This window comes from Micromonospora sp. CMU55-4 (genome assembly GCF_011602315.1).
In the GTDB taxonomy this organism is placed as follows: Bacteria; Actinomycetota; Actinomycetes; order Mycobacteriales; family Micromonosporaceae; genus Micromonospora; species Micromonospora chalcea.
This window is the reverse complement of sequence record NZ_JAAOLH010000027.1, coordinates 26,280-45,807: the sequence shown is the minus strand read 5'-3', so window position 1 is coordinate 45,807 and position 19,528 is coordinate 26,280. Positions and strand designations below refer to the sequence as shown.

14 protein-coding genes are annotated in these 19,528 nt (G+C 68.3%); 7 read left to right on the top strand and 7 right to left on the bottom strand.

The window, feature by feature from the left end; genetic code table 11:
- Positions 1-116 precede the first annotated feature (116 nt).
- Both HA073_RS29430 and HA073_RS29425 read right to left on the bottom strand, forming a co-directional pair.
- The gene (locus HA073_RS29430) at positions 117-1,151 is read right to left on the bottom strand and encodes a hypothetical protein (RefSeq protein ID WP_166457800.1); all 1,035 of its coding nucleotides are present in this window, start codon (positions 1,149-1,151) and stop codon (positions 117-119) included.
- A gap of 179 nt (positions 1,152-1,330) precedes the next feature.
- A complete protein-coding gene (locus tag HA073_RS29425) occupies positions 1,331-1,768 on the bottom strand; it encodes a hypothetical protein (RefSeq protein WP_166457799.1) in 438 nt (145 codons plus the stop codon).
- A gap of 387 nt (positions 1,769-2,155) precedes the next feature.
- Here HA073_RS29425 and HA073_RS29420 point away from each other — a divergent pair, with 387 nt between their 5' ends.
- The 3 genes from HA073_RS29420 to HA073_RS31220 all read left to right on the top strand — a co-directional run bounded on the left by HA073_RS29420 (position 2,156) and on the right by HA073_RS31220 (position 9,529).
- Positions 2,156-6,343 carry an NACHT domain-containing protein gene (locus HA073_RS29420; RefSeq protein ID WP_166457798.1) on the top strand — a complete coding sequence of 1,396 codons (4,188 nt, stop codon included), beginning with the start codon at positions 2,156-2,158 and terminating at the stop codon, positions 6,341-6,343.
- A 491-nt stretch (positions 6,344-6,834) separates the two neighbouring features.
- On the top strand, positions 6,835-7,173 hold the full coding sequence (locus HA073_RS29415; protein ID WP_205798992.1) for a hypothetical protein: 339 nt from the start codon (positions 6,835-6,837) through the stop codon (positions 7,171-7,173).
- A 430-nt stretch (positions 7,174-7,603) separates the two neighbouring features.
- Complete coding sequence (locus tag HA073_RS31220) at positions 7,604-9,529, top strand: tetratricopeptide repeat protein (protein WP_166457797.1); 1,926 nt, start codon at positions 7,604-7,606, stop codon at positions 9,527-9,529.
- A 63-nt stretch (positions 9,530-9,592) separates the two neighbouring features.
- Here the strand turns inward: HA073_RS31220 and HA073_RS29405 are convergent, their stop codons facing one another.
- From HA073_RS29405 to HA073_RS29395, 3 genes are all read right to left on the bottom strand, one after another.
- A complete protein-coding gene (locus tag HA073_RS29405) occupies positions 9,593-10,015 on the bottom strand; it encodes a hypothetical protein (RefSeq protein WP_166457796.1) in 423 nt (140 codons plus the stop codon).
- Positions 10,015-10,500 (bottom strand): hypothetical protein, encoded by a 486-nt coding sequence (locus tag HA073_RS29400; protein WP_166457795.1) that lies wholly within the window; start codon positions 10,498-10,500, stop codon positions 10,015-10,017. Before HA073_RS29400 ends, HA073_RS29405 begins: the two co-directional genes overlap by 1 nt.
- A gap of 123 nt (positions 10,501-10,623) precedes the next feature.
- Positions 10,624-11,217, bottom strand: coding sequence for a hypothetical protein (locus tag HA073_RS29395; RefSeq protein WP_166457794.1), 594 nt, complete (start codon positions 11,215-11,217; stop codon positions 10,624-10,626).
- 520 nt (positions 11,218-11,737) lie between these two features.
- Here HA073_RS29395 and HA073_RS29390 point away from each other — a divergent pair.
- The gene (locus HA073_RS29390) at positions 11,738-14,590 is read left to right on the top strand and encodes a tetratricopeptide repeat protein (protein ID WP_166457793.1); all 2,853 of its coding nucleotides are present in this window, start codon (positions 11,738-11,740) and stop codon (positions 14,588-14,590) included.
- Between the two features lie 72 nt (positions 14,591-14,662).
- Here HA073_RS29390 and HA073_RS29385 read toward each other — a convergent pair whose 3' ends face one another.
- Entirely contained in the window at positions 14,663-16,393 is a 1,731-nt protein-coding gene (locus tag HA073_RS29385; protein WP_166457792.1) for a hypothetical protein, read from the bottom strand.
- Between the two features lie 332 nt (positions 16,394-16,725).
- On the opposite strand from HA073_RS29385, the gene HA073_RS29380 reads away from it, so the two are divergent.
- The 3 genes from HA073_RS29380 to HA073_RS29370 all read left to right on the top strand — a co-directional run bounded on the left by HA073_RS29380 (position 16,726) and on the right by HA073_RS29370 (position 19,020).
- The gene (locus HA073_RS29380; protein WP_166457791.1) at positions 16,726-17,352 is read left to right on the top strand and encodes a tetratricopeptide repeat protein; all 627 of its coding nucleotides are present in this window, start codon (positions 16,726-16,728) and stop codon (positions 17,350-17,352) included.
- Positions 17,353-17,412: 60 nt separating this feature from the next.
- Positions 17,413-18,129 (top strand): hypothetical protein, encoded by a 717-nt coding sequence (locus HA073_RS29375; protein ID WP_166457790.1) that lies wholly within the window; start codon positions 17,413-17,415, stop codon positions 18,127-18,129.
- Positions 18,130-18,249: 120 nt separating this feature from the next.
- Positions 18,250-19,020, top strand: a complete 771-nt coding sequence (locus HA073_RS29370; RefSeq protein WP_166457789.1) for a hypothetical protein — start codon at positions 18,250-18,252, stop codon at positions 19,018-19,020.
- Positions 19,021-19,122: 102 nt separating this feature from the next.
- Here HA073_RS29370 and HA073_RS29365 read toward each other — a convergent pair whose 3' ends face one another.
- Positions 19,123-19,524, bottom strand: a complete 402-nt coding sequence (locus HA073_RS29365; RefSeq protein WP_166457788.1) for a hypothetical protein — start codon at positions 19,522-19,524, stop codon at positions 19,123-19,125.
- Positions 19,525-19,528 lie beyond the last annotated feature (4 nt).

Below are 19,528 nucleotides of genomic sequence, written 5' to 3'. Positions count from 1 at the left end.
CGTGAGGCTTCCGTCGGGTACATGGGGTGGCCGTGGCCGTTGCCGGCCGCGATGCCGGAGAACAGCAGCCTCCACTGCTGGTCGCCGCGGCGCTGCCGGGCGGCCTCGACTCGACCTCAGGCCAGTTGATGTGCACAGCCTGCCAGCAAGCGGTTGACCGCAGCGCGGGCCGGCATGTCCTCCATGGACAGCAGGCAGGGCAGCTTACTGATCTGCCGGTGCATCGCATCGTCGGCCTGGTCGCGGAATGCTACGAGACGCCTGACGTACCGGCTATCGGTTCGGCCCCACTGGTGGTTGTTAGCGACCTGGGCGAATGACGCTTGTCCGAACAGCGGTGGCACGTGGTCCAGAAGGGCGCGTAGCAGTGCGTGTGCAGCGTACGCATTGCCGGCGCGGTAGTTGTCGTTGAGCTCTCGTAGGAGTTCGAGGAGCTTCGTCGTGTCCCATCGCGTTCCTTGGGCCTGCTTGACGAGGTCGAAGATCCGCTCATCGATGTAGCTGCCCGGCTCGTTAGGAGTGGCGTTGGGCTTCTCGGAGGGGAACTCAATGGCCGGGGGCGAAGGAGGTTCGAGCCAGCCTGTCGTCGCCTTCGCGAAGTCCTCAACGCTCTTCACCCGTGCGAAGTGCCTGACATCCCGACCGACCTTGACGCTCCAATCGTCGCCGTCGGGTGCTCGCCAGCTACCCTCTCCACCCCATCTCTCCCAGTAGAGCATCTCGGAGAGCCGACGAAGTCGGCCGGTGTCACGAAGAGGCACGCGGAGAGCTTTGGAAACCATGGTCCGGTTGACGGTCACCGTGGTCTCACCCGGCTCAGGGTCGTGCGTGTCCTCGTAGCGCGCCAACCAGCGGAGAGTACGGAGGAACAGTTCGACGTCGTCCCGGCCTCCGTCACAGCGTTGGATGCCGGCTAGCGTCAGCCGCATCACGTCGCGGCCTCTGGGTGCGACGCCCCGGGGCGCGTTAGTCATGAGCAAGGTCGGGGGAATGTCGACGACCGCCTGGGCTACATCGATCTTCATCGCACGCCACAGCTGGCGGTCCACCCGGTCGAACTCTGGCCAGACGGCGTAGCTACGGAAGTGGTCGTACAGTGCTTGCAGAACCGCATGCTGCGGCTCTCTTGCCGGCGTGAGCGCGGAAGCCACTCCTTGCTTCCTTCCTGTAATCGATTCAGAGAGCTGTCGACGGCGTGGCGCGACAGTGCACTCCGCTTCCCGACTGTGGCTCGAAACCGCCACCCCTCCAGGCACTGGGTGCCAGGAGGGAGGCGCACGAGTCATCGACGTCTGCCGGCGGGATTCGCAGACGGACGACCGATACTGCCTCAGTGGCCTCCGCGGCCGCTTCCGCCACTCTTCGCGCGCAACTGTCGAAGCGACTGCTTCGTTGTGTCATGAACCCAGTACGCCCAGCCGTCGATCGATGTACCCGTCAGCTTGCCCAACGCCGGCGAGGGCTCCTTATATCTACCGAGGTCCGTCCTGATCCAACCGTCGGCCTCAATGATCGCGGCGAAGCGCCGTCCCTTTCGGACCTGGACGTGGCTCAGAGTGTCCCCCGCCTGCACGAGTCCCTTCTCGATGAGGGCCGTGAGGGCTCCTGGGATTGACGGAGCGGCTGCGTTGGGCATCCCCGATACCGCTGCTCTCGAATGGCCCTTTTCCAACAGCAGTCGCCGGAGGACGTCGTTCGGCTGCTCAAAGCCCTTGACGTTTCGTTCTAGCTCGGCGTACACCTCATCATCAATCTCGATCCGTCGCACAAAATCTCCACATCTCCCAATCTCCAGATTCGGAGATTCTGCCAGATCTGGAGATTGAAGGCAACTGCTATCTAGGCTACGTCGGGCAGGACCACCTGCTGGAGGACATCCTGCAGGTGGTCATGGCTGCCGTACTGGCACGGAGACCGCGTCAGTTGGTTCCCCCGCTAACACACACGCCACGGCCACAGCCCACCGCGGCGGCACCCTCGACATGGCCGAGACCGAAGCCTGGGGGTACGGGAGGGCTGCGTCCAGTCCGGGAGCGGCGCCGCGCCTGCCTGCCACCTCGTCAACCCTCAGCCCCGCTCGACTCGTCCCCACGGACGGTGCCGGGTCTCGCATACTGTCCCGTGTGAGGTCGACGGCGGTCACTGGAGCGGCGACGTGAGGCGGGGCCGGACCTGGCTGCTCACTCTGCTTGGCGCCGCCGTAGTCGGCATCGCCTGGGAGGTTCTGACAACTGTCGACCTCCGCATCGGCGATCAGCTCGCGAGCGTCATCGGCGCCGTGTTCGGCCTGCTAGGGCTGGCAGCGTCCCTGCTGGCAGTCCGGTCACCGAAGGACCCGGCCGGCGAGGGCGATGCAGTCCACCGACGGCTGACCGTCGCCGCCGAAGGGTCCTTCCGGGCGCAGACGCAGATCGCGACCGACGGGTGGGGCTCCCGACTGCCGCTGCGTTGGACAGCGGATCCCGACCTCGGCGGTGGCATCGTCGACTTGGCCGCGCTCGCGCAATCGACACGGATGACCCGAATGATCATCGTCGGTGGGCCCGGGTCGGGCAAGACGACCCTGCTGACCATGCTCGGCAGCATCTTGCTGTCGGACCACGCCGAGCGACGGCCGGTGCCGCTTCTGTGCCCGGCGGCCTCCTGGGAGCCCGACCAGGAACCGCCGGAGACATTCGTCGTACGGACCCTCGTCGCCACAGGCATGCTGGGAACGTCCGACGAGACCGCCAGCGCGCGCCACCTCGTTCGGCGTGGCCTCGTGCTTCCGCTCATCGACGGGCTCGACGAGCTGCCCGAACCGCAGCGGTCCGGGGCGATCTCGGCCCTCGACCGGCTACGCACCGGATACGTCGCCACCTGCCGTACGGCGGAGTTCGCGAACATCAGCGCGATGGCTCAGCCACGGGCCATGGTCGTCGAGCTGATGCCTCTGCGGCGCGACGATGTCGCCGCCCTTCTCGTCCAGGACCCGGCGACCGCCGACCGTTGGGGCCCCGTTCTCACCGAGATCGCCGCCGATCCGGGCGGACCGCTGGCGCAGACGCTGGGGACGCCGCTGCTCGCGGGGATCGCGCGGGACGCGTACGGCGACCCGGCTGCGGATCCGCGCGAGCTGCTCGACCAGCCGGACCCGGCGGGTGTGGTGGTCGAGCGGATGCTCGAATGCCTGTCCGAGCGGACCCGCACCGGGTTGGCGGAGCTGGCCGCGGTCAGCGCCCAGCCACCCAACGAGATCGTCTGGTGGCGACTCGCGGCCGAGACGGGCGGTGCGGTAGCCGCCACCGCCGCGATCCGCACGGTCCGGGCCCTGCTGCTTCTCGGGCTCACGGCGGCTCTGGCCCGCAGCGTCACCCCCGCTCTCGTTCTGGCCGCGGTGATCGTGCTGACTCTGCGCGGCGGATTGATCGAGGGCCAGCCGAGACCTCGCCGAGTCGCGTGGTGGGGCTGGGGTGACCTCGTCCGGGCGGCCGTCGAAGCGGCCAGCGGCACGGTGATCGCCGTCGGGCTGCTCGCGTTCTCCGCCGGGGCCAACTCGATCTTGCCCTTCGTGGCCGCTCATCCGCTGGCGGTGAACCTCGCGACCGGTGCCGGCGCCGCGACGATGGTCGTCGCGATGGTCACCGGTCGGCACCCGCGCCGGCCGCCGCCCCCGCACCCGTCGTTGCGACAGGACCGGCTCGGCGTGGCCCTTCGCGCCCTGTGCGCCGCCGGCCTCGGTGGGGTGCTGCTCTCGGCCGCACCCGGCTCCCGGCCACCGGTCGCGGTGGCTGTCCTGTCCGTGATGGTGCCGCTGCTCGCGGTGTTCGACGCCAGCGCGTGGGGACAGTACACGGTTACGCGGCTGCGGCTGGCGGCCCGGGGCCGAATGCCGTTGCGGCTCGAACGGCTCCTGACCGACGCCCACCGTGCCGGAGTGCTGACCCGGACCAGGGACGGCTATCGGTTCCGCCACGCCCTAATGCGCGACGCGCTGATCCGTCACGCCAACGCGCGGCGCGGGCCTGCGGCGGCGGTGACCGACGAGTTGCTGGCGCAGTTCCTGGCGTTGCCCGAGGTGACCGAGTATCTGGCCCCGGCTCCGGACGAGCGTCGTCGCATGCTGGAGCACCAGGTGCGGCGCGAGATCACCACCGACCCGTCCGCCGTCCTGGAGAGCGGAGCGGCCCACCACGATCGGTTCCAGCAGGCACGTGGTCAGCTGGTGGCGGCGGCGGTACCGGCCTGGGCGCGGTTGAACAGCGTGTACGGGCTGCTCGCCGGCTTGGCGCTTGCGGTGACGGTGTTCGCTTTCGGCAACGCGCTCTGGTCGTTGCGGATCTCCCCGCTGACCACGCCGGTCATCGCCGCCGTCGCCACGATCATGCTGTGTGGAGTCGTCGCTCGCGTGGCGGACCGGCTGGGGCGCCGCGGCATACTCTCAGCCTGTCTGGCCGTCATGGTCGCGGCGATCGCGGCGTTGCTGACGCTGGCGGGCATGTCCTTCCGGCGCCTCCCGGGGGTGGAGTCCCTCGTCGTGGCGGCCGCCGTCGCGGCCTCGCTATTTGGCCTGTCGTGGGTGGGATCGCGCCAGGCCGCCGACGCGTGGCGCCGCTTGTGCAGCGACGACCCGTCACGATGGCCGGAACCCGCACCGGCGACCCGCCGCTACGACGAGGCGGCCCGCCAAGCCCGCGAGGACTGGCTGGTGGCGATGGCCCGCCACTGGATCGTGCCGAAGGTGTGGCCCTTTCTCGGGCAGGGCGGCGACCGGAACTCGTTGCGACTGCCCGTGCTAAGCCCGGGACGGCTGGGCGACGTCAGCCGCGCCGAGCAATTGGTCGAGAACGCGGCCGATGGTCGCGTCGCCTGGGCGTTGCGGGAACTCGAGGGCGCCAGCATCGGCGTCAGCGGCCCGCGCGGCACCGGCAAGAGCACGCTGCTCCAGCGGTACTGCACCGAGCAGTTCCGAGCCACCGAGGGTGACGTGCTCGTCTTGGTGCAGGCACCCACCACCTACGACCGGCGTGAATTCCTCGTGCACCTGTTCGCGGAGACCTGCGTACGGCTCGGCGCGCCCTCGCCCGCCCAGCCGGCGGCGCACCGGTGGCGGTCACGGATCCGCGTGCTGTTGCCGGCAGCCGTGGTCCTGGCCGGCGTCGCCCTGATCGTCGTCGTGGTCCTCGGTCCCCGCATCCGCGCGGCCCTACTGGCCATGTGGCAGGCGCCGCGGGTGCCGGCGTACGTCCTGGGCGGCCTGTTGATCCTGACCCCTATGCTGTGGCGCCTCTGGCGCGACCTGGTGCGGCGTCGGTCCACGGTGACGCCGAGCCCGTCGGCGACGGCAGCCGAGCATCACCTGCGGACGCTGCGGTTCCAGTCCGTCTTCTCGCGGAAGGCGGGCGGCAAGTTCACCGTCCCCGGCGGGCTCGACCTCAGCGCGGAGGGACAGGTCCAACGGACCGAGCAGCTTCGCACCTACCCCGAACTGGTCGCGCTCTTCCGCGACATGCTGTACGAGGCTGCCCTGGAACGCCGCCGTCGCGGGCAGCGCATCATCATCGGCGTCGACGAACTCGACAAGATCGGGTCGGTAGAGGACGCGGAGCGGTTCATCAACGACCTGAAATCGGTGTTCGGCGTCCGCGGCTGCTACTTCCTGGTGGCGGTGTCCGAGGATGCGCTGGCCGCGTTCGACCGACGGGCTCTCGGGGTCCGCACCGCGTTCGACAGCGCCTTCGACCTCGTCATCGAGGTCGGGCCACTGACCGTCGCCGAGGCCGGCAAGCTCCTTCAGCTACGCGGTCTCAGCCTACCGGAGCCCTACCTGTGGCTGTGTCACGTCCTGTCTGCCGGCCGGCCCCGCGAGCTGCTCCGACAGGTGATGGCGCTGGCGACGATCAGCTCCGAGCGCAGGATGTGGGACATCGACAAGCTGACCGTCGAGCTGGTGGCCGCAGACGCGGCGAGCATCCTCCGTGCTCAGGTCCGGGCGGCCGAGACGGGGGCCACCGGGCAGCGCGACGCGGTGCGGTGGATCCTGCTCGTGCACGACGTGCCGATGACGGCGGAGTTGCTGGAGAGGGCCTGCACCGACATGCCGTCCGTGGACCGGACCGACCCGGTCGCCGCGGTCATGGTGCAGACCCAGGCGTACCTCTATCTCGCCGCCACCTTGCTGCGGGCCTTCGCCGAGGACGCCGAGACGACCGTGCGCGCGCTCGGGCCGATCTCCGGCGGCCCGCCGATCGAACGGCTCGCCCAGGCACGGTCCCGCGTGGCGGTCCAGCCCGACCTCGCGTGGCCGGCGATCGACGACTTTCGGCGCTCCGTCGGGATTCCATCCGTGGTCCGGGAGCCGTGAGGACGGGTCGGTGCGGCGCCTGCGGAGGAACGGTCCGGTGCCCACCTGGATCGAAGGGTTGCCAGGCCCTGAGGTTCCCCCAGCAGTTCGGAGGTCTTTCGGGCCCGCTGGAAGCCTGCCGAGGCATTCAGGGCCCAGGCTCCCTGTATTCACTCCTCCTACGCGCATCGACTAACGTGGCAGCACGGCACTTGCCCAGGACCACCCTCCTTGAGAGAAGGTGGACTTGAACCGAAGACAACCTCTTGTCGAGTCCCGTCAGGACTTGTCATTGGTTGTCAAAACCCCTTGTAACGGAAAGTAGCCGAAGTGGGCTTGTCATTACTTGCCTGAGATAGTCATTGAGCTGCAAGGACGCTGCTAGGTCTTCACCGGCTCTTGTCACTCTTCGCCAACATTTGGCCTGGGTTTTCGGGGGGTAAACGGGGGGACAGGTTCAACGTCCGCCACGTCTGACCGTCTATCCACCGGTCCTGCCAGCCTTATAGATCGTGCACCGACCGGACTTGCGGCAGCCCGTCCTCGGTCAACACGATCGTCACCGGGACCTCACGCGGTGGTGGTCTCTCGGTGGTATCCCGCAACCCTCGGTGCGCGGAACATTCGCACGATGGCTGCAGCGGGTCAGGGCACCCGAGGAGGATCGGGTCGGTCGGGGACGGCGGCTGGACTGGGAGCGTCAGGCGGACGCGGCGTGTGCCGCCTTCGCCCGCAACGGCTTCGTGCTGTTGGTGGGTGACCGCCAGGTCGAGGATCTCGATGAGGAGATCGACCTGCTTGCGGACCCCGAGGTGGCCTTCGTGCGACTCGTTCCCCTGGTAGGTGGCTGAGATGGGTGACTGGACGCGCCTGCTTCCCGCGCTGAGGCCCCGGATCGCCGGCGGGTGGAAACCGGAATCGCCGAAGCCGACGTCCACGTTCGGCCGCTGCTCCGTCCGACGGACACCTACTTCTGGGCGACGTCAGTGACCCGCACGCCGGAATGGGCGGCCACCAAGGCGTGGCCGGGTGAGCTTCGCCGCCGGCGCGGCGGTCCGGCTCTGGGATCGGTTGCCAGGGCATTGTCATCGCCCATCGACTTACGCAAGCCAAGCAGGCTGGCTCCAGAGGACGGGCCATGCGTTCGGTAAAGTTCCGCCTTGTCGGATGCTGGTGCCTTTCGGCGCTCAGGTGTATGGACATGGGCAGACGGCAGGTGAGCCCATCGAGCCTTTCGTAGATTAGTGGTCGTTATTGTCTCCGGCAGAGAGGTTCCGGCGCGTGAACGACGAGCGGATCGGTAGGCTCATCACTCGAATTCGCGCGTTTGAGCAAGGTGACGCGCGCCCCGTTCAGGATCCGGAGGCGGCCGTCGAGGCGCGTGACCTACTGAGTCAGGCCGCAGGTGCCGAGGGTGGTCTATCGTTTGAGGTAGCACGCTTAGTAGCGTGGCTGCATTGGTGTCGCCATCGCGCCCTGCCGGAAGGTCAGGACGAGGGTGACTTGCGTACGGCGATGGGGCTGTTCACTCTGATATTACAAGAAGATCAAAGTGCAGTACCTAGAGCAGTACGCGAATATCTGACGACCGATGGCCATAAAATCGATGCGGGTCGGCTGGCTAGGTTCGCTACGGGTCTACTCAAGCGGGTTGCAAGCCGGGATGACCCTGCTGCGTTGACACACGCCATTGCCGCCCTCACGGCCGCCTTATCTGCCACATCTGACGAGCACTGCGATCGGCCCGGCCTGTTGTCGGACCTCGGAGTCGCACTGAGCTTCCGGTTCGAGCGCACAGGCGCGATCACCAACCTGGACGAAGCAGTGGCTGTTACCCGGGACGCCGTTGCCGCCACCCCAGATGGGCACCCCGAGCGCGCCAAGTATCTATCCAACCTCGGCAACCATCTGCGCATGCAATTCGAGGAGGGCGGAGCGATTACCGACCTCGATGAAGCCATCAGCTTTGGCCGGCAGGCGGTAACTGCCACACCCGACGGCCATCTTGACCGGGCCGCGTATCTTTCCAGCCTCAGTATCGCACTGCGCGCACGGTTTGACAGAACAGGGAAAATCGGAGAGTTGAACGAGGCGGTCCGCTTGGGTCGGATGGCAGTGGCCGAACTCTCGGACGATCACCCAGACCATGGTGGCTGCTTGTCGAACCTAGGCGTCGCGCTTCGTTCCCGATTCGATCGGCTCGGGGCCGCTGCTGATCTGGACGAGGCCATCAGCCTTGCCCGGCAGGCCGTTGCCGCAACCCCTGAAGGTCACCGCAAGTGCGCGATCCGCTGGTCTTATCTCGCCATAGCACTGCACGGTCGATTCGGTCGGACAAATGAGATTGAGGACCTGGAGGCGGCAATTACCGCGGGTCGGCAGGCGGTAAAGGTCACCGCCATCAATCATCCTCACCGCGCCGGGCGATTAACCAACCTCGCCTACATGCTGGCGGCTTGGTTCGAGCGGACTGACGTCGGGAGCTTGGATGAGGCAGTTCGCCTTGGTAGGGAGGCGGCGGCAATCACCCCTGCTCATCACTCCGATCGCGCCGCGGTGCTGGCGAACCTAGGTAACACGCTAAGCACCTTGGCCGACCGTACCGGGGCTGTTGAGGACCTGAATGAAGCGACGATGGTAAGTCGAGAAGCCCTTGCGTCTGTCCCCGACGGACACCCTGACCGCGCCTCAGTGCTTTGCAACCTTAGCGCCGCACTGGCTGCTCGGTTCAAAACCCTGAGGGTTGCTGGGGATTTAGACGAGGCGATACATGGGTGGGTGGAAGCAAGCCAGTCGTCAGTCGCCCCAGCGATGGTTCGCTTATCCGCAGCCAAATCGTGGGCACACGCAGTCGTACAGCGTAGCGGTCCTGCCGCCGCAGCCGAACCCTACACCGAGGCGGTGAAACTGCTTCCGTTGCTGACTTGGAGGGGAATCAGCCATCGCGACCAGCAGTACCTTCTGCAGACCCAGTCCGTTGCACTCGCTCGCGATGGTGCCGCGTGTGCAATCGCCGCCGGCAGCCCCGATCTTGCCGCCACGCTGCTATATGCAGGCTGCGGAGTCTACTGGTCCCAAGTGTTAAGCACACGCATCGACCTGACTGGCTTGCACCACGTCGCGCCTGATTTGGCCGAGCAGTTGTCTAACTGCCGCGCCGCCCTCGATCGGTCCACCCTAGACACCATTCAAAAGTGGAGATTGTAAATCCAGCCGCTGCGTTGATCTCCAGCGCAGCCAGCCCACCAGTCCGTATCGATGGGTTGCCGCTCATGTTGCCGACCACCTGAACATCGGGCGGGTCGCTTTATCGGCGTCGCCCGCTGGCCGACCCGGCGTACGTGTTGAACAGCTTCCGCCGCCGAGCGGGCAGCGGCGGGGGAAATGCGAGTCCGGTTTGAGCGCAGCCATCGAGGTACTTCCCGTCGCTGCCTGGCAACGCCAACACCGCCGCTTCGAGGCGGCCCGATCCGGTACTGGACGGCTGCCCGCCGATTCCAGCGCCTCGCGTCCCACGCTGATCGCAGCGGTCAGGTCGGCAGCCGAGCCGGTGAGCATGTACCAGCGGCTCAGCGCATGCGCGAGATTGGACTGCAGCGCGGCCCGCGGGACCGGTGCCCCGGAGACCGCCGCGACCGCTTCCTGGTATTGCTCGATGGCCTCATTCAGGTCGTCGGGGCGGTCGCGGACCATCAGCGCGCTGCGAGGTTGGCGCGACGGCCAGGCCGCTCCGGTGCCTCTTTGGGAGAACCCGCGACAGAGGCGCGGGCGGCGTCCACTGCCTCGTCCAGGTCTGCGCCGTCCTGAATGACGGTGATCCGGTGGTAAAGGGCCGCTGCCAGTCCCGACCGGGAGGTCGCCAGGACGGCGGGACCGGTGGAGACCGCGACCGCCTGCCGGGCGGCGGTGATCGCGTCGTCCAGGTCGGTCAGGGCACCGAACTGAGTGAACCGGGCTAGCCGGGCGGCCCTGAGGTTGCCGTACCGGGCTGTCAGGGCGCGGTCGCCAGGACTGGTCGCGGCGACCGCGCGCTGCGCAGCGTCCACTACCGCTTCTACGTCGGCCGGTGCGCCTGTCGCCTCCTGCCGCAGGCCATGGGCGGCGGACAGGTTCGACTGAGTCACAGCGTCGTGCGCGGTTCCACCGGCCAGTCGTGCCGCTTCCGCGGCCGCGTTCACCGCTTAGTCGAGCAGGGCTGGTTCGCCGTCCCGGGGCGAACAGTTGCTGCAGGGCGGCGTACAGGCTGCCCAGGCAGCTGATCCGGTCGTTGACACCGGTTTCAGCGGCAGCAGCGGCCCGGGTCAGAAGAACCGCCTCGTCCAGGTCGGCCGGTGCGCCGTCGGTTTCGTACCGGGCGAGTAGCGCCAGACCCAGAGTGGTCTCGGCCAAGGGCCGAGCCCGGTGCGCCGGCCCGGCCGAGTCCACCGCCGATCGGGCGGCGGCCAGCACTGCCTCCAGGTCGTCGTCGTGACCGGTGATTTCGTGCCGGTCAGGTGGGCGGCGCCAAGGTTGGCCAGGTAGGTGACCTGGCCCGGATCGTCGAGTCCGGCGACCGCCACGGCCTTCGCGGCCACGTCGACCGCCTCGTCGAGGACGTTGTTGGGTGCGCCAGCGGCGAAGCGGAGTTGCAGGGTGTCGGCGAGGTTGGACAGGTTGATGGCCTGTCCGGCGGCGGTGCTGTCGGCCGCCGCCTGCCGGCCGAGATCGACAGCGGTGTCGAGATCAGCGAAAAAGCCAGTCAGCAGGTACAGGTTCACCAGCGCAACGGCGAGATTGGTCAGTGCCTCGGGGACGCCGCCCAGACGTACCGCCTGTTCGCCGGCGGTGATCGCCTCGGCCAGGATGTTTGGGTCACCGGACACGTCGTAGCCGCGGGTCAGCACGAGGCAGAGCACCGCCGTCGCATCGGCGAGACTCTGGTCGTCGTGGCCGGGGCCGGTGCCGCTGCGCGGGCTGCGGCCTGCGCCGCGGTCAAGTCTCCCGAGTCCGCACTGATGGTGTGCCGAGTGATCAGGGCTGCCGCGAGGTGGGACAGGTAGACGCCGCCCGGGGCAGCGGCGGTCGCCGCCCGCAGCGCGGCCACTGCGGTGTCCAGGTCGGCTGGGTCACCGCAGTGGCCGAAAAGGGCCAGCAGGGTGCTGCCCTGGTTCGACAGCCACGCGCCCCGGTTGGGGTCGGTGGACTCCGCGTGGCGTACCGCTTCCGCAGCCGACACGAGTGCTTCGTCGATGTCGGACCTGTCCCCGGTGGGCAGGAACCGTTGCCGCAGCGTGCTGGACAGGTTGGACAGCCGTCGGGCCCTTCGCCACCTTCGGTGCAGGCGGTTCGTAGCAGTTCCACCGCTTCGTCGAGCGCCTGAGGATCGCCGGTCTGCTCCCACGACCGGTAGGCCCGGATGCCGGTGGCCTCGTCCAGTTGCGCATGCAGCGAGGGCGGCAGCAAGCCTGGATCCAGCGTGTACAGGTCGGCGAACAACGGCACGGCGATGGCGACTTCGGCCTCTTTTGCCTCGGCGTCGACGTGGTCGGCCCGTACCCAATGCAGGTAGGCCACCGCGAGCATTACCTCTGCGTCCAGATGCTCTGCCCGGTCGACGATGGCCAGCAGGGCGGCTGCCTCGGTAGCCGCTTGCGGGCAGAGGACGTGAGCGCTGTCGAGGGTATCGGCGTACCGTTCCACTCTCGCCTCGACCCGAGCCAGCAGTACCTCCCGGGCGTCCGGCTCATCGCGTGCCACGATCGGAACGCTACCGGCTGGTGGCAGCCCGTGGTAATGCTGGAAGCGGATGTCCACCAGATCGAACGGGGTGCCGCCATCGCCGAGGATCTACCCGACGCCGAAAGGCGGCTCGCCGCCTTCGCCGCCGGCGACTACACCGGGGTGACCGCAGTGGGCACTGCATCGCTTGCCGAGCGCCTCGTCCGTGACGCCGCCGGAGCCGCAGGGACGCAGCTAAGGCACCGGATGTTGATCTTGGCGGCCTGCCTGCATCACTGCCGGGCCCTGACTGTGGCCACATCGGAGGGCCGACGCGCCGCGAAGCGGCATGCCGGCGCTGTGGCCCTGGCCGTCGCCCTGGAGGAACCGCAGGTGGTGCCGATGAGGCTGCGACCGGTGGCCGCTATCGCCGCAGTCGACGCGTGCGCCGAGTTCCAGCGACGGGGATTGCTTGACTTGGCGATTACAGCCGGACGCGTCGCGCTGCGCTGGGGCACAGAGGCGACCGTGCGGGCAGGGCGGATCAACGTGGGTGCCGCGCTGGGTGAGCGGTTCGAGGCGACCGGCGACGTGGCCGACCTCGACGAGGCAATTGAGCTGTACCGAACCGCGGCCGTCGAGCCCGGGCCACTGCGCGCCGACCTGCTCAACAATCTCGGCACCGCCTTGCTCGCCCGGTTCGGGCATACCCGGGTGCCCGCCGACATCGACGACGCGGTCGGCTCCCTGTCTCAGGCCGCGTCCGGGTCCGGCTCGGCCGGGCACGCCGCGAATCTCGCTCAGGCCCTAACCGTCCGCTACGAGGCCACCGGAGACCTCGCCGACCTCACCGAGGCGGTACGCCAGGCGCGCCTGGCCGTCAACCACAGTGACCTTGACGACCCGGATCTCGGGGCACGGTTGTCGGGCCTGGGTTCGGCGTTGCGGACCAGGTTCGAGGCAACCGGCGACAGCAGTGACCTAGACGAATCGCTGACGGCGCACCGGCGGGCTGTTGCCGTGGTACCAGCCGGGCATCCGCGGGTTTTCGGTATCAAGGTCAATTTGGGCAACACCCTGCGTGCCCGATACGACCTCGCCGGCGCCTGGGCCGACCTCGACGAGGCGATCACGGTGACCGGTGACGCCCTCGCTACCGCACCCGCTGGGCATCCCGGCGTCGCCCGTTATAGCAGCAACCTTGGGGCGATGCTGCGGCTGCGTTTCCAGTCGACCGGCGCACGGCACGACCTTGACGCGGCCGTCAAGGTTCAGCAGCAGGCGGTCTCCGACGCCGCAGCCGATGACCATTACCAGGGCCGTTATCTGTCCAACCTGGCCGGGAGCCTGCTTGCCCGTTTCGAACGGTTCGGCGCCGGCGACGACCTGAACCGGGCGGTGCTATACTGCCGCCGCGCGGCCACCTTCGTCGGCCAATCCCCCACCGACCGGGCCCGGTGCCTCTCGACGCTGGCCGGCGTGCTGCAGGCCCGTTTCGACAGGCGCGGCGCCGTCGAGGACATCGACGAGGCCGTCACCGTCGGCCGGCAGGCCACCGAACTGGTGCCCGTTGGTCACATCGATCGGCCCCGCCACCTTACGAACCTGAGCCTCTTCCTTCAGGCCCGGTTCACCCGCACCGAACAGGATGCCGACCTCGACGAGGCGATCAGCACCATGCGGGAGGCGGTCGCAGCCACCCCGCCGCGCAGCCCCACCCTGCCCGTTCGACTGTCCAACATGTGTGTTATCCGGCAGACCCGATACCTGCGCAACGGTGACCTCACCGAACTCGATGCGGCGATCGTCGATGGGCTCCGCGCGGTCGATCAGACCGACGGCAGCGCCCCGGAGCGGCACAGCCGGCTATCCAACGTGGGTCTCGCGCTGCTGCGCCGGTTCGAGCGCACCCGTCAGCCACAGGACCTGGACGACGCCGTCCGGCTGGGCACCGAGTCGGTCGCGGCGGCCGAGCCAGGGTCGCCGGGCTGGTCCCGGTCGCTGGTCAATCTCGGCAGCGCGTACGAGCAGCGGGCGACCGCCACCGACCTACGCGAAGCCCGGGACTGCTGGTGGTGTGCCGCCTCAGCACCCGCCGCGCCGGTGGCCGTCCGGACTGTCGCGGGCGCGGCGTGGGGCCGGACCGCGGCCCGGCTCGGTGCCCGAGCCGATGGCGCCGACGGCTATGCCACTGCGGTGCGCCTGCTGGCCGCGTTGTCCTGGCCGGGTGTCCGACGCGTCGATCGCGAGTATGCGATCGCCGGCTGGTCCGGCCTGGCCCGGGACGCGGCCGCTACGGCCACCGATGCCGGCCGGCACACGACAGCTGTCACGCTGCTCGAGGCAGGCCGCGCCATCCTGTGGGCGCAGATTCTCGACCGGCGTGCCGACCTGACCGTGTTACGCAGCCAAGCGCCCAAGCTTGCCGCCTCACTCGATCGAGTACGTTCCGAGCTGGACGGCTCGGAGGAACTGGATCAGCTCGCCGGCGCCATCGGAGGACACCGATCCGGTGGGTTCAGTGGCCCGAAGGACGCACACCTCGCCAAGGACGTACCCTTTCGTCGCTGACGCGCGAAACCCGACCCGACGGGTATGCGTCCACCGGGCTCAGAGCGTCCATCACATGGCTCTTGCTAGCCCTCAGTGGCTGTCTTGATCGAGTTCCGCCCGGATCCGGCGTAGCCGGGCGGCCACGGGTGAACCGACCGCAGACAGGGCGGCGAGGGTACGACGGTCGTCGAGCATTCTTCCCCAGAGCACCGCCCGACCGTGCTCGAGTAGTTCCACCGCCTCGACGCGACAGTGAGCGTCGATCGCGCAAGCTGCGGCGTCGGTGGCCAACAGGTAGGCATGCGACCGAAGAATCCGCCGCTGATCGGCCGGATACACTCCGGGCCAGGCCAGCAACGGCAACAGATCCCGCACCGCGGTGCCGTAGTGATCAGCAGCGGCCGCTGGACCTCGTCGCTCTGCGACAAGGCGCGCCCGCTCACGGGCCGCAGCCAGCCGGACCGCGGCCGGGCCGGTGGTGTCGTCGGCCGCCTCCGCCCAGGCGGCCGCGGCCGCGGTCGGGTCGGCAGCCGACTCCTCGATCAACCCGGCCAGGTTCGCGAGGTACGCGGCCCGGTCAGGGCTGCCAGGAGGTAAGAGGGCCACCGCCGCCCGGGTGTGCCCGGCAGCCTCGGCGAGTCTCGGGCTGTCCCGCCGCAAGACTTGTCCGAGTTGAACCAGCGCGGCCGCCCTCCGGGCCGGATCCCGCGCGGTGCGAACAGCCTCCCGCGCGGCCGACTCGGCCAGCCCTGCATCGACGCCCGCTGGCTCGTAGTCGAGCAGACGGACGACGGTACCTAGAACGTTGACGAGATGATCCGCCCGCTCCGGGTGGTCGGGCGGTATAAGATGGACTGCCCGCTCCCCCACCGCGAGGGCCCGCCGCAGCCAAGTGACATCGCCGCTCAGGTCGAACCGGGTACGCAGGATCGTGCCTGCCTGCGCGAGGTAACGGGCACGCTCTGCACCGTACGCCACGGCCGCCGCACGGCCGATGGCCCGCTCCGCCGCATCCAGATCGGCGACGGCCCCATACAGCTTGAACCGGTCGTACAGGACGCTGCCGAGGTTGCCTCGGTATCCAGCGTTTTCGGGATCGCTTGTCACGGCGGCCTGGAAGGCTACGACGGCATCGTCGAGCTGGCCGTAGGCGCGCAGCCCGCTGCCCAACTGTGACAGGATCGCCGGACGGATGGGGTCGTCCTCCCTCGTCCCCGCGAGTGCTCGCGCGGCCGCCTCCACGGCGGCGGCCGCCTCACCGGCTTCGAGCAGGGCCATCGACCAGTTGAGCAGGGTGATCGCGTGCCGGGCCGAGTCGTCAGCGGCTGCCTCTACGGCCCGCCGATGCAGGTCCAGGGCGGCATCGAGCCCGGTGCCGAAACGACGATGCACCTCGGTCAGCAGCAGTGCCTGGTTGGACAGCGCGGTGGCCCAGTCGGGGTCGCCCGAGGGCATGTTGACCAGTACCTGGTGACCGGCCACGACCGCCGCGTCGGCGTCCACGCGGGTTTCGGTACGGCGGAAGCGCAGGGCCAGCGCGGCTGCGAGGTTCATCCACGCACTCATATCACCGCCTGCAGCCACAGCTGCCCGGCCAGCCTCGATGGCGTCGTACAGGTCAGTATCCTCGCTGGTGCGCAGGTACCGCTCCTGGAGCGCCCCGGCGAGTCCCGCCAGCGCCGTCGCCTGGTGCCGGGCACCGATCGTGGCAACAGCTCGTCGGCTGAGCTCGACGGCCTCGTCAAAGTCGGCCAGCCGACGGCTGTGGGAAGCTCTCACACGGGCGTCGCTCGCCGCGTTGAATAGCTGCTCGGGGGTCATCTGGCCAGTGCCCCGTCGAGACGGTACATGGCGGCGGGGAGATTGGAGCGCACCGGGGACAGAGCGGCTAGCTTCCCCCGGCTCGGCAGCGTTTTCCGTAGCGGCAGTGCCCGCCCGCATTCGAAGAGCCGCACTGCATCCTGCAGGCTGGTATGAAGAATCGCCGCCGCTGGATCCTTGCGGTCGAGTCCGCTCAACAGGTCAGGATCGTGCCAAATCGAGTCTCGACGAGGGCTACACATGCTCGGCATCACCCCGATTGGCTGGCACTCAGCCTACCTGGGGCAGCGGCGGGTTGCGCTTCGATGCTCCTAGCGGCATATTGAAGTGTGATGACCTGGGGCGACGCGGCGGCCACGGAAGGGTTAGCGGCCACGCTTCCGGCCGGTTCTCGTGCTCAGGCCCGCGAGCTCAGCGAGTTGTCCAACCGCTACGCCGAGGAGGGTCGCTGGCAGGAGGGGCTGGCTGCCACGGAGCAGGCTGAGACCATTCTTCGAGGGCTCCCGGCCCTCTGTCGTGAGCACCGCGAGGATCTGGCCGCCCTGCTCACTCATCTGTCGAATCGCTTGGGTGACCTCGCGCGTCCAGTTGACGCCCTCGGGCCGGCTCGTGAGGCCGTTCTCATCTTCCGGGAGCTCGCCGATGGCGAACCGACTCCGGACGTCGCGCTATCACTCAACAACCTCAGCATCTGGCTGTCGGAGGCAGGTCGGCGAGCAGAGGCGCTCATCGCGGCGCACGAAGCGACAGAAATCTATCGGTTCTGTGTGACCCGGGATCGGCGTTATCGGCCGCAGCTCGCCGCCGCCCTGAACAACCTGTCCTACCGGCTGGCAGAGTCCGCGTTGCCGGTGAGAGCGGAACAGGTGATCGCAGAGGCTGTCGGGGTTCGCCGAGACTTGGTGCGGATGTCGCCGCGGCAGCACGCTGCGGACCTTGCCAGCAGTCTGAACAACTAGGCATATCGGCTGGTCGATCTCGACCGCAGCACGCAGGCGCTCCCCGTCGTCGATGAGGCGGTGCGGCTATACCGGAAGCTCGCGAAGACGCAGCCGAGCCCGTACCGAGGTGACCTTGCCATCGCCCTCGACACTGCCGCGTCGTGCTTCAGCCTTGTCGCCCGCCATGACGAAGCAGCGGCCGTGTCAGCGGAGTCGGTAGCCATCTACCGGTCTCTGGCCACCGCGTTCCCCGGCGTCTACGACACCCGGTTGGCGTTGGCGCTACTGACCCGCGGTCGTCTCCGGATGGCTGCAGGAGATCACACCGAGGCGCTCGTCACCTTCCGCGCCGCCGGGGAGGTCGTGACCGGTCACCCGATGATTAAGGTGGAGGTGGCCCGTGGTGTCGGCGCGGCCCAGTACGGCCTCGGTCGCTTCGCCGACGCGCTGACGGCATACCGGCTGGCCGTCACCATGCCTCCCGCGACGGCGGCGCGGTCGCGGTTGCGTCGGGACCGCGAGCTGGGTCTCGGAGAGCTGAAGGACCTCGCTACGGACGCCACCGCAGCCGCGATCCGTCAAGGTGAGCTGTCCCAAGCGGTGAAGTTCCTCGAGCAGGCCCGAGGGGTGCTCGCTGCCGCTCAGCTCAATCTACAGGGGATTTTCGTCCGGCTACGAGGCGCATCCGACAGCCGCCGCGGCGCTGGACGAGCTTCTGCGCCGCACCGACGTACTGGAGCGGGCGGCGCTCTAGGCGCCGGGGCGGTGGACGGGCATGGGTGTCACTGGCGCTGATTGGTTCAGCTGCTGGGGTGGACTACTAGACCTTCACTGTGTTGACGGACCTTGACGCTGCCCTAGAACATCGAAGTTGTTGTTGTCCGTAGCTCCGGTCGCCGATCCCGGAGGTGTCGTGTGCTTGCCAACATCGTCGCCGGCTTGATCACCACTGTTCTTATCGCCCTCGGTGGCTTGCTTTGGCGGCATCGGGGGCATTTCGGTCTGCTACGGGCCACTGTGTTCCCGTCCGGGCGGCTACGTGTGTCGGTTGCCGCCCTGCTCCGGGTCAAGGACGACGACAGCTACGTCCTTTTCCATAACCCGATCCGGCCGCATGCGTACGGGCCGCCGGGAGGAGTTGTCAAGTACCGCAGCGGGGCCCGAAAGGCGCTAGACGCCGTCGGTTTTGTCGACCAGAGGCGCTCGGCCGGGCGGGTGGCGGCGATGCGGCATGATCTGCGCGGTTTCGTTCCGTCTCGGCGCGGCATCGACTTTCTCCGTTGGTATAGCCGAGGCGACGACCGAGAGTCCGGGCCCGAGTGCCTGCGCCGCGAACTGCGCGAGGAACTCGCCGAGGTCGGGCATCCAGAGTTGGTGCCGCTGACCGAGAACCTGCGGTTCGCGCTCGTCCGCACTGTCTTGGAGAGACCTCGGCCGACACCGGGCAAGCAGTACTCGACCCTTCGTTCATTCGAGGTGTACGACGCGGTGACCGATACACCTGAGGCCGCAGAGCTAGTGGGCCGCCTCGTCGCGCTCGGCCACAATCCGGCAGAGACGCAGATTGTCCTGGTTGATGCCAGCGACATTGAGGATGGCCGGAGTGGTGCGCACCTCATCAGCCCACAGTCGGCATTCCTGCTTGGAAATCGGCGGATTCACCAGGACCTCCCCGGGCTGAGCTGACAGACGTCGGCGAGCGCGCGAACGGTGCCTGGGCCATGCCGGCAGGTCCACAGGTCGCACGGGCTGTGGACCGCTCGGCCCAGTTCGTCTGGGCTCAGGCGCTCAGGAGTTGGGGTTCATCGGGCTATCGGACAGGTCGCACCACGGTCGCTCGCCTGGAGCGTCGGCGTGAGCACGCCGAGCGCACCTGCGGGTCGGGCATGTGTAGACCGCCTGCCCGATCGGCCCGGTTTCGGAGCCGTTTATCATGCGTTCGTAGGCGTCTGACCAAGACTCCTTGACGACGTCCCGCTCGTCGCGTTCGCGTTGCAGCATTTCTTCGCGGAATGCCTGCCAGTCCAGGAGCACCTCGTCCACGCAGTCCTGTCTTCTCAGCTCGTGGAACCGATCTGCCTGCTCGGTCCGGTACGCCCAACGCCGCAGGTCGGGGAACTCGTCGCAAATGATCGCCCAGCTCTCGCTCGGCACCGGATGCGGCTCACCGGATCTGTCCTGGTTCGACACTCGC

Excerpts from the sequence above, each read along its gene's own strand:
- HA073_RS29405 (WP_166457796.1), bottom strand. The coding sequence starts at position 10,015 with ATGGTCCGCGACCGCCCCGACGACCTGAATGAGGCCATCGAGCAATAC.
- HA073_RS29385 (WP_166457792.1), bottom strand. The coding sequence starts at position 16,393 with ATGACCCCCGAGCAGCTATTCAACGCGGCGAGCGACGCCCGTGTGAGA.
- HA073_RS29380 (WP_166457791.1), top strand. The coding sequence starts at position 16,726 with ATGACCTGGGGCGACGCGGCGGCCACGGAAGGGTTAGCGGCCACGCTT.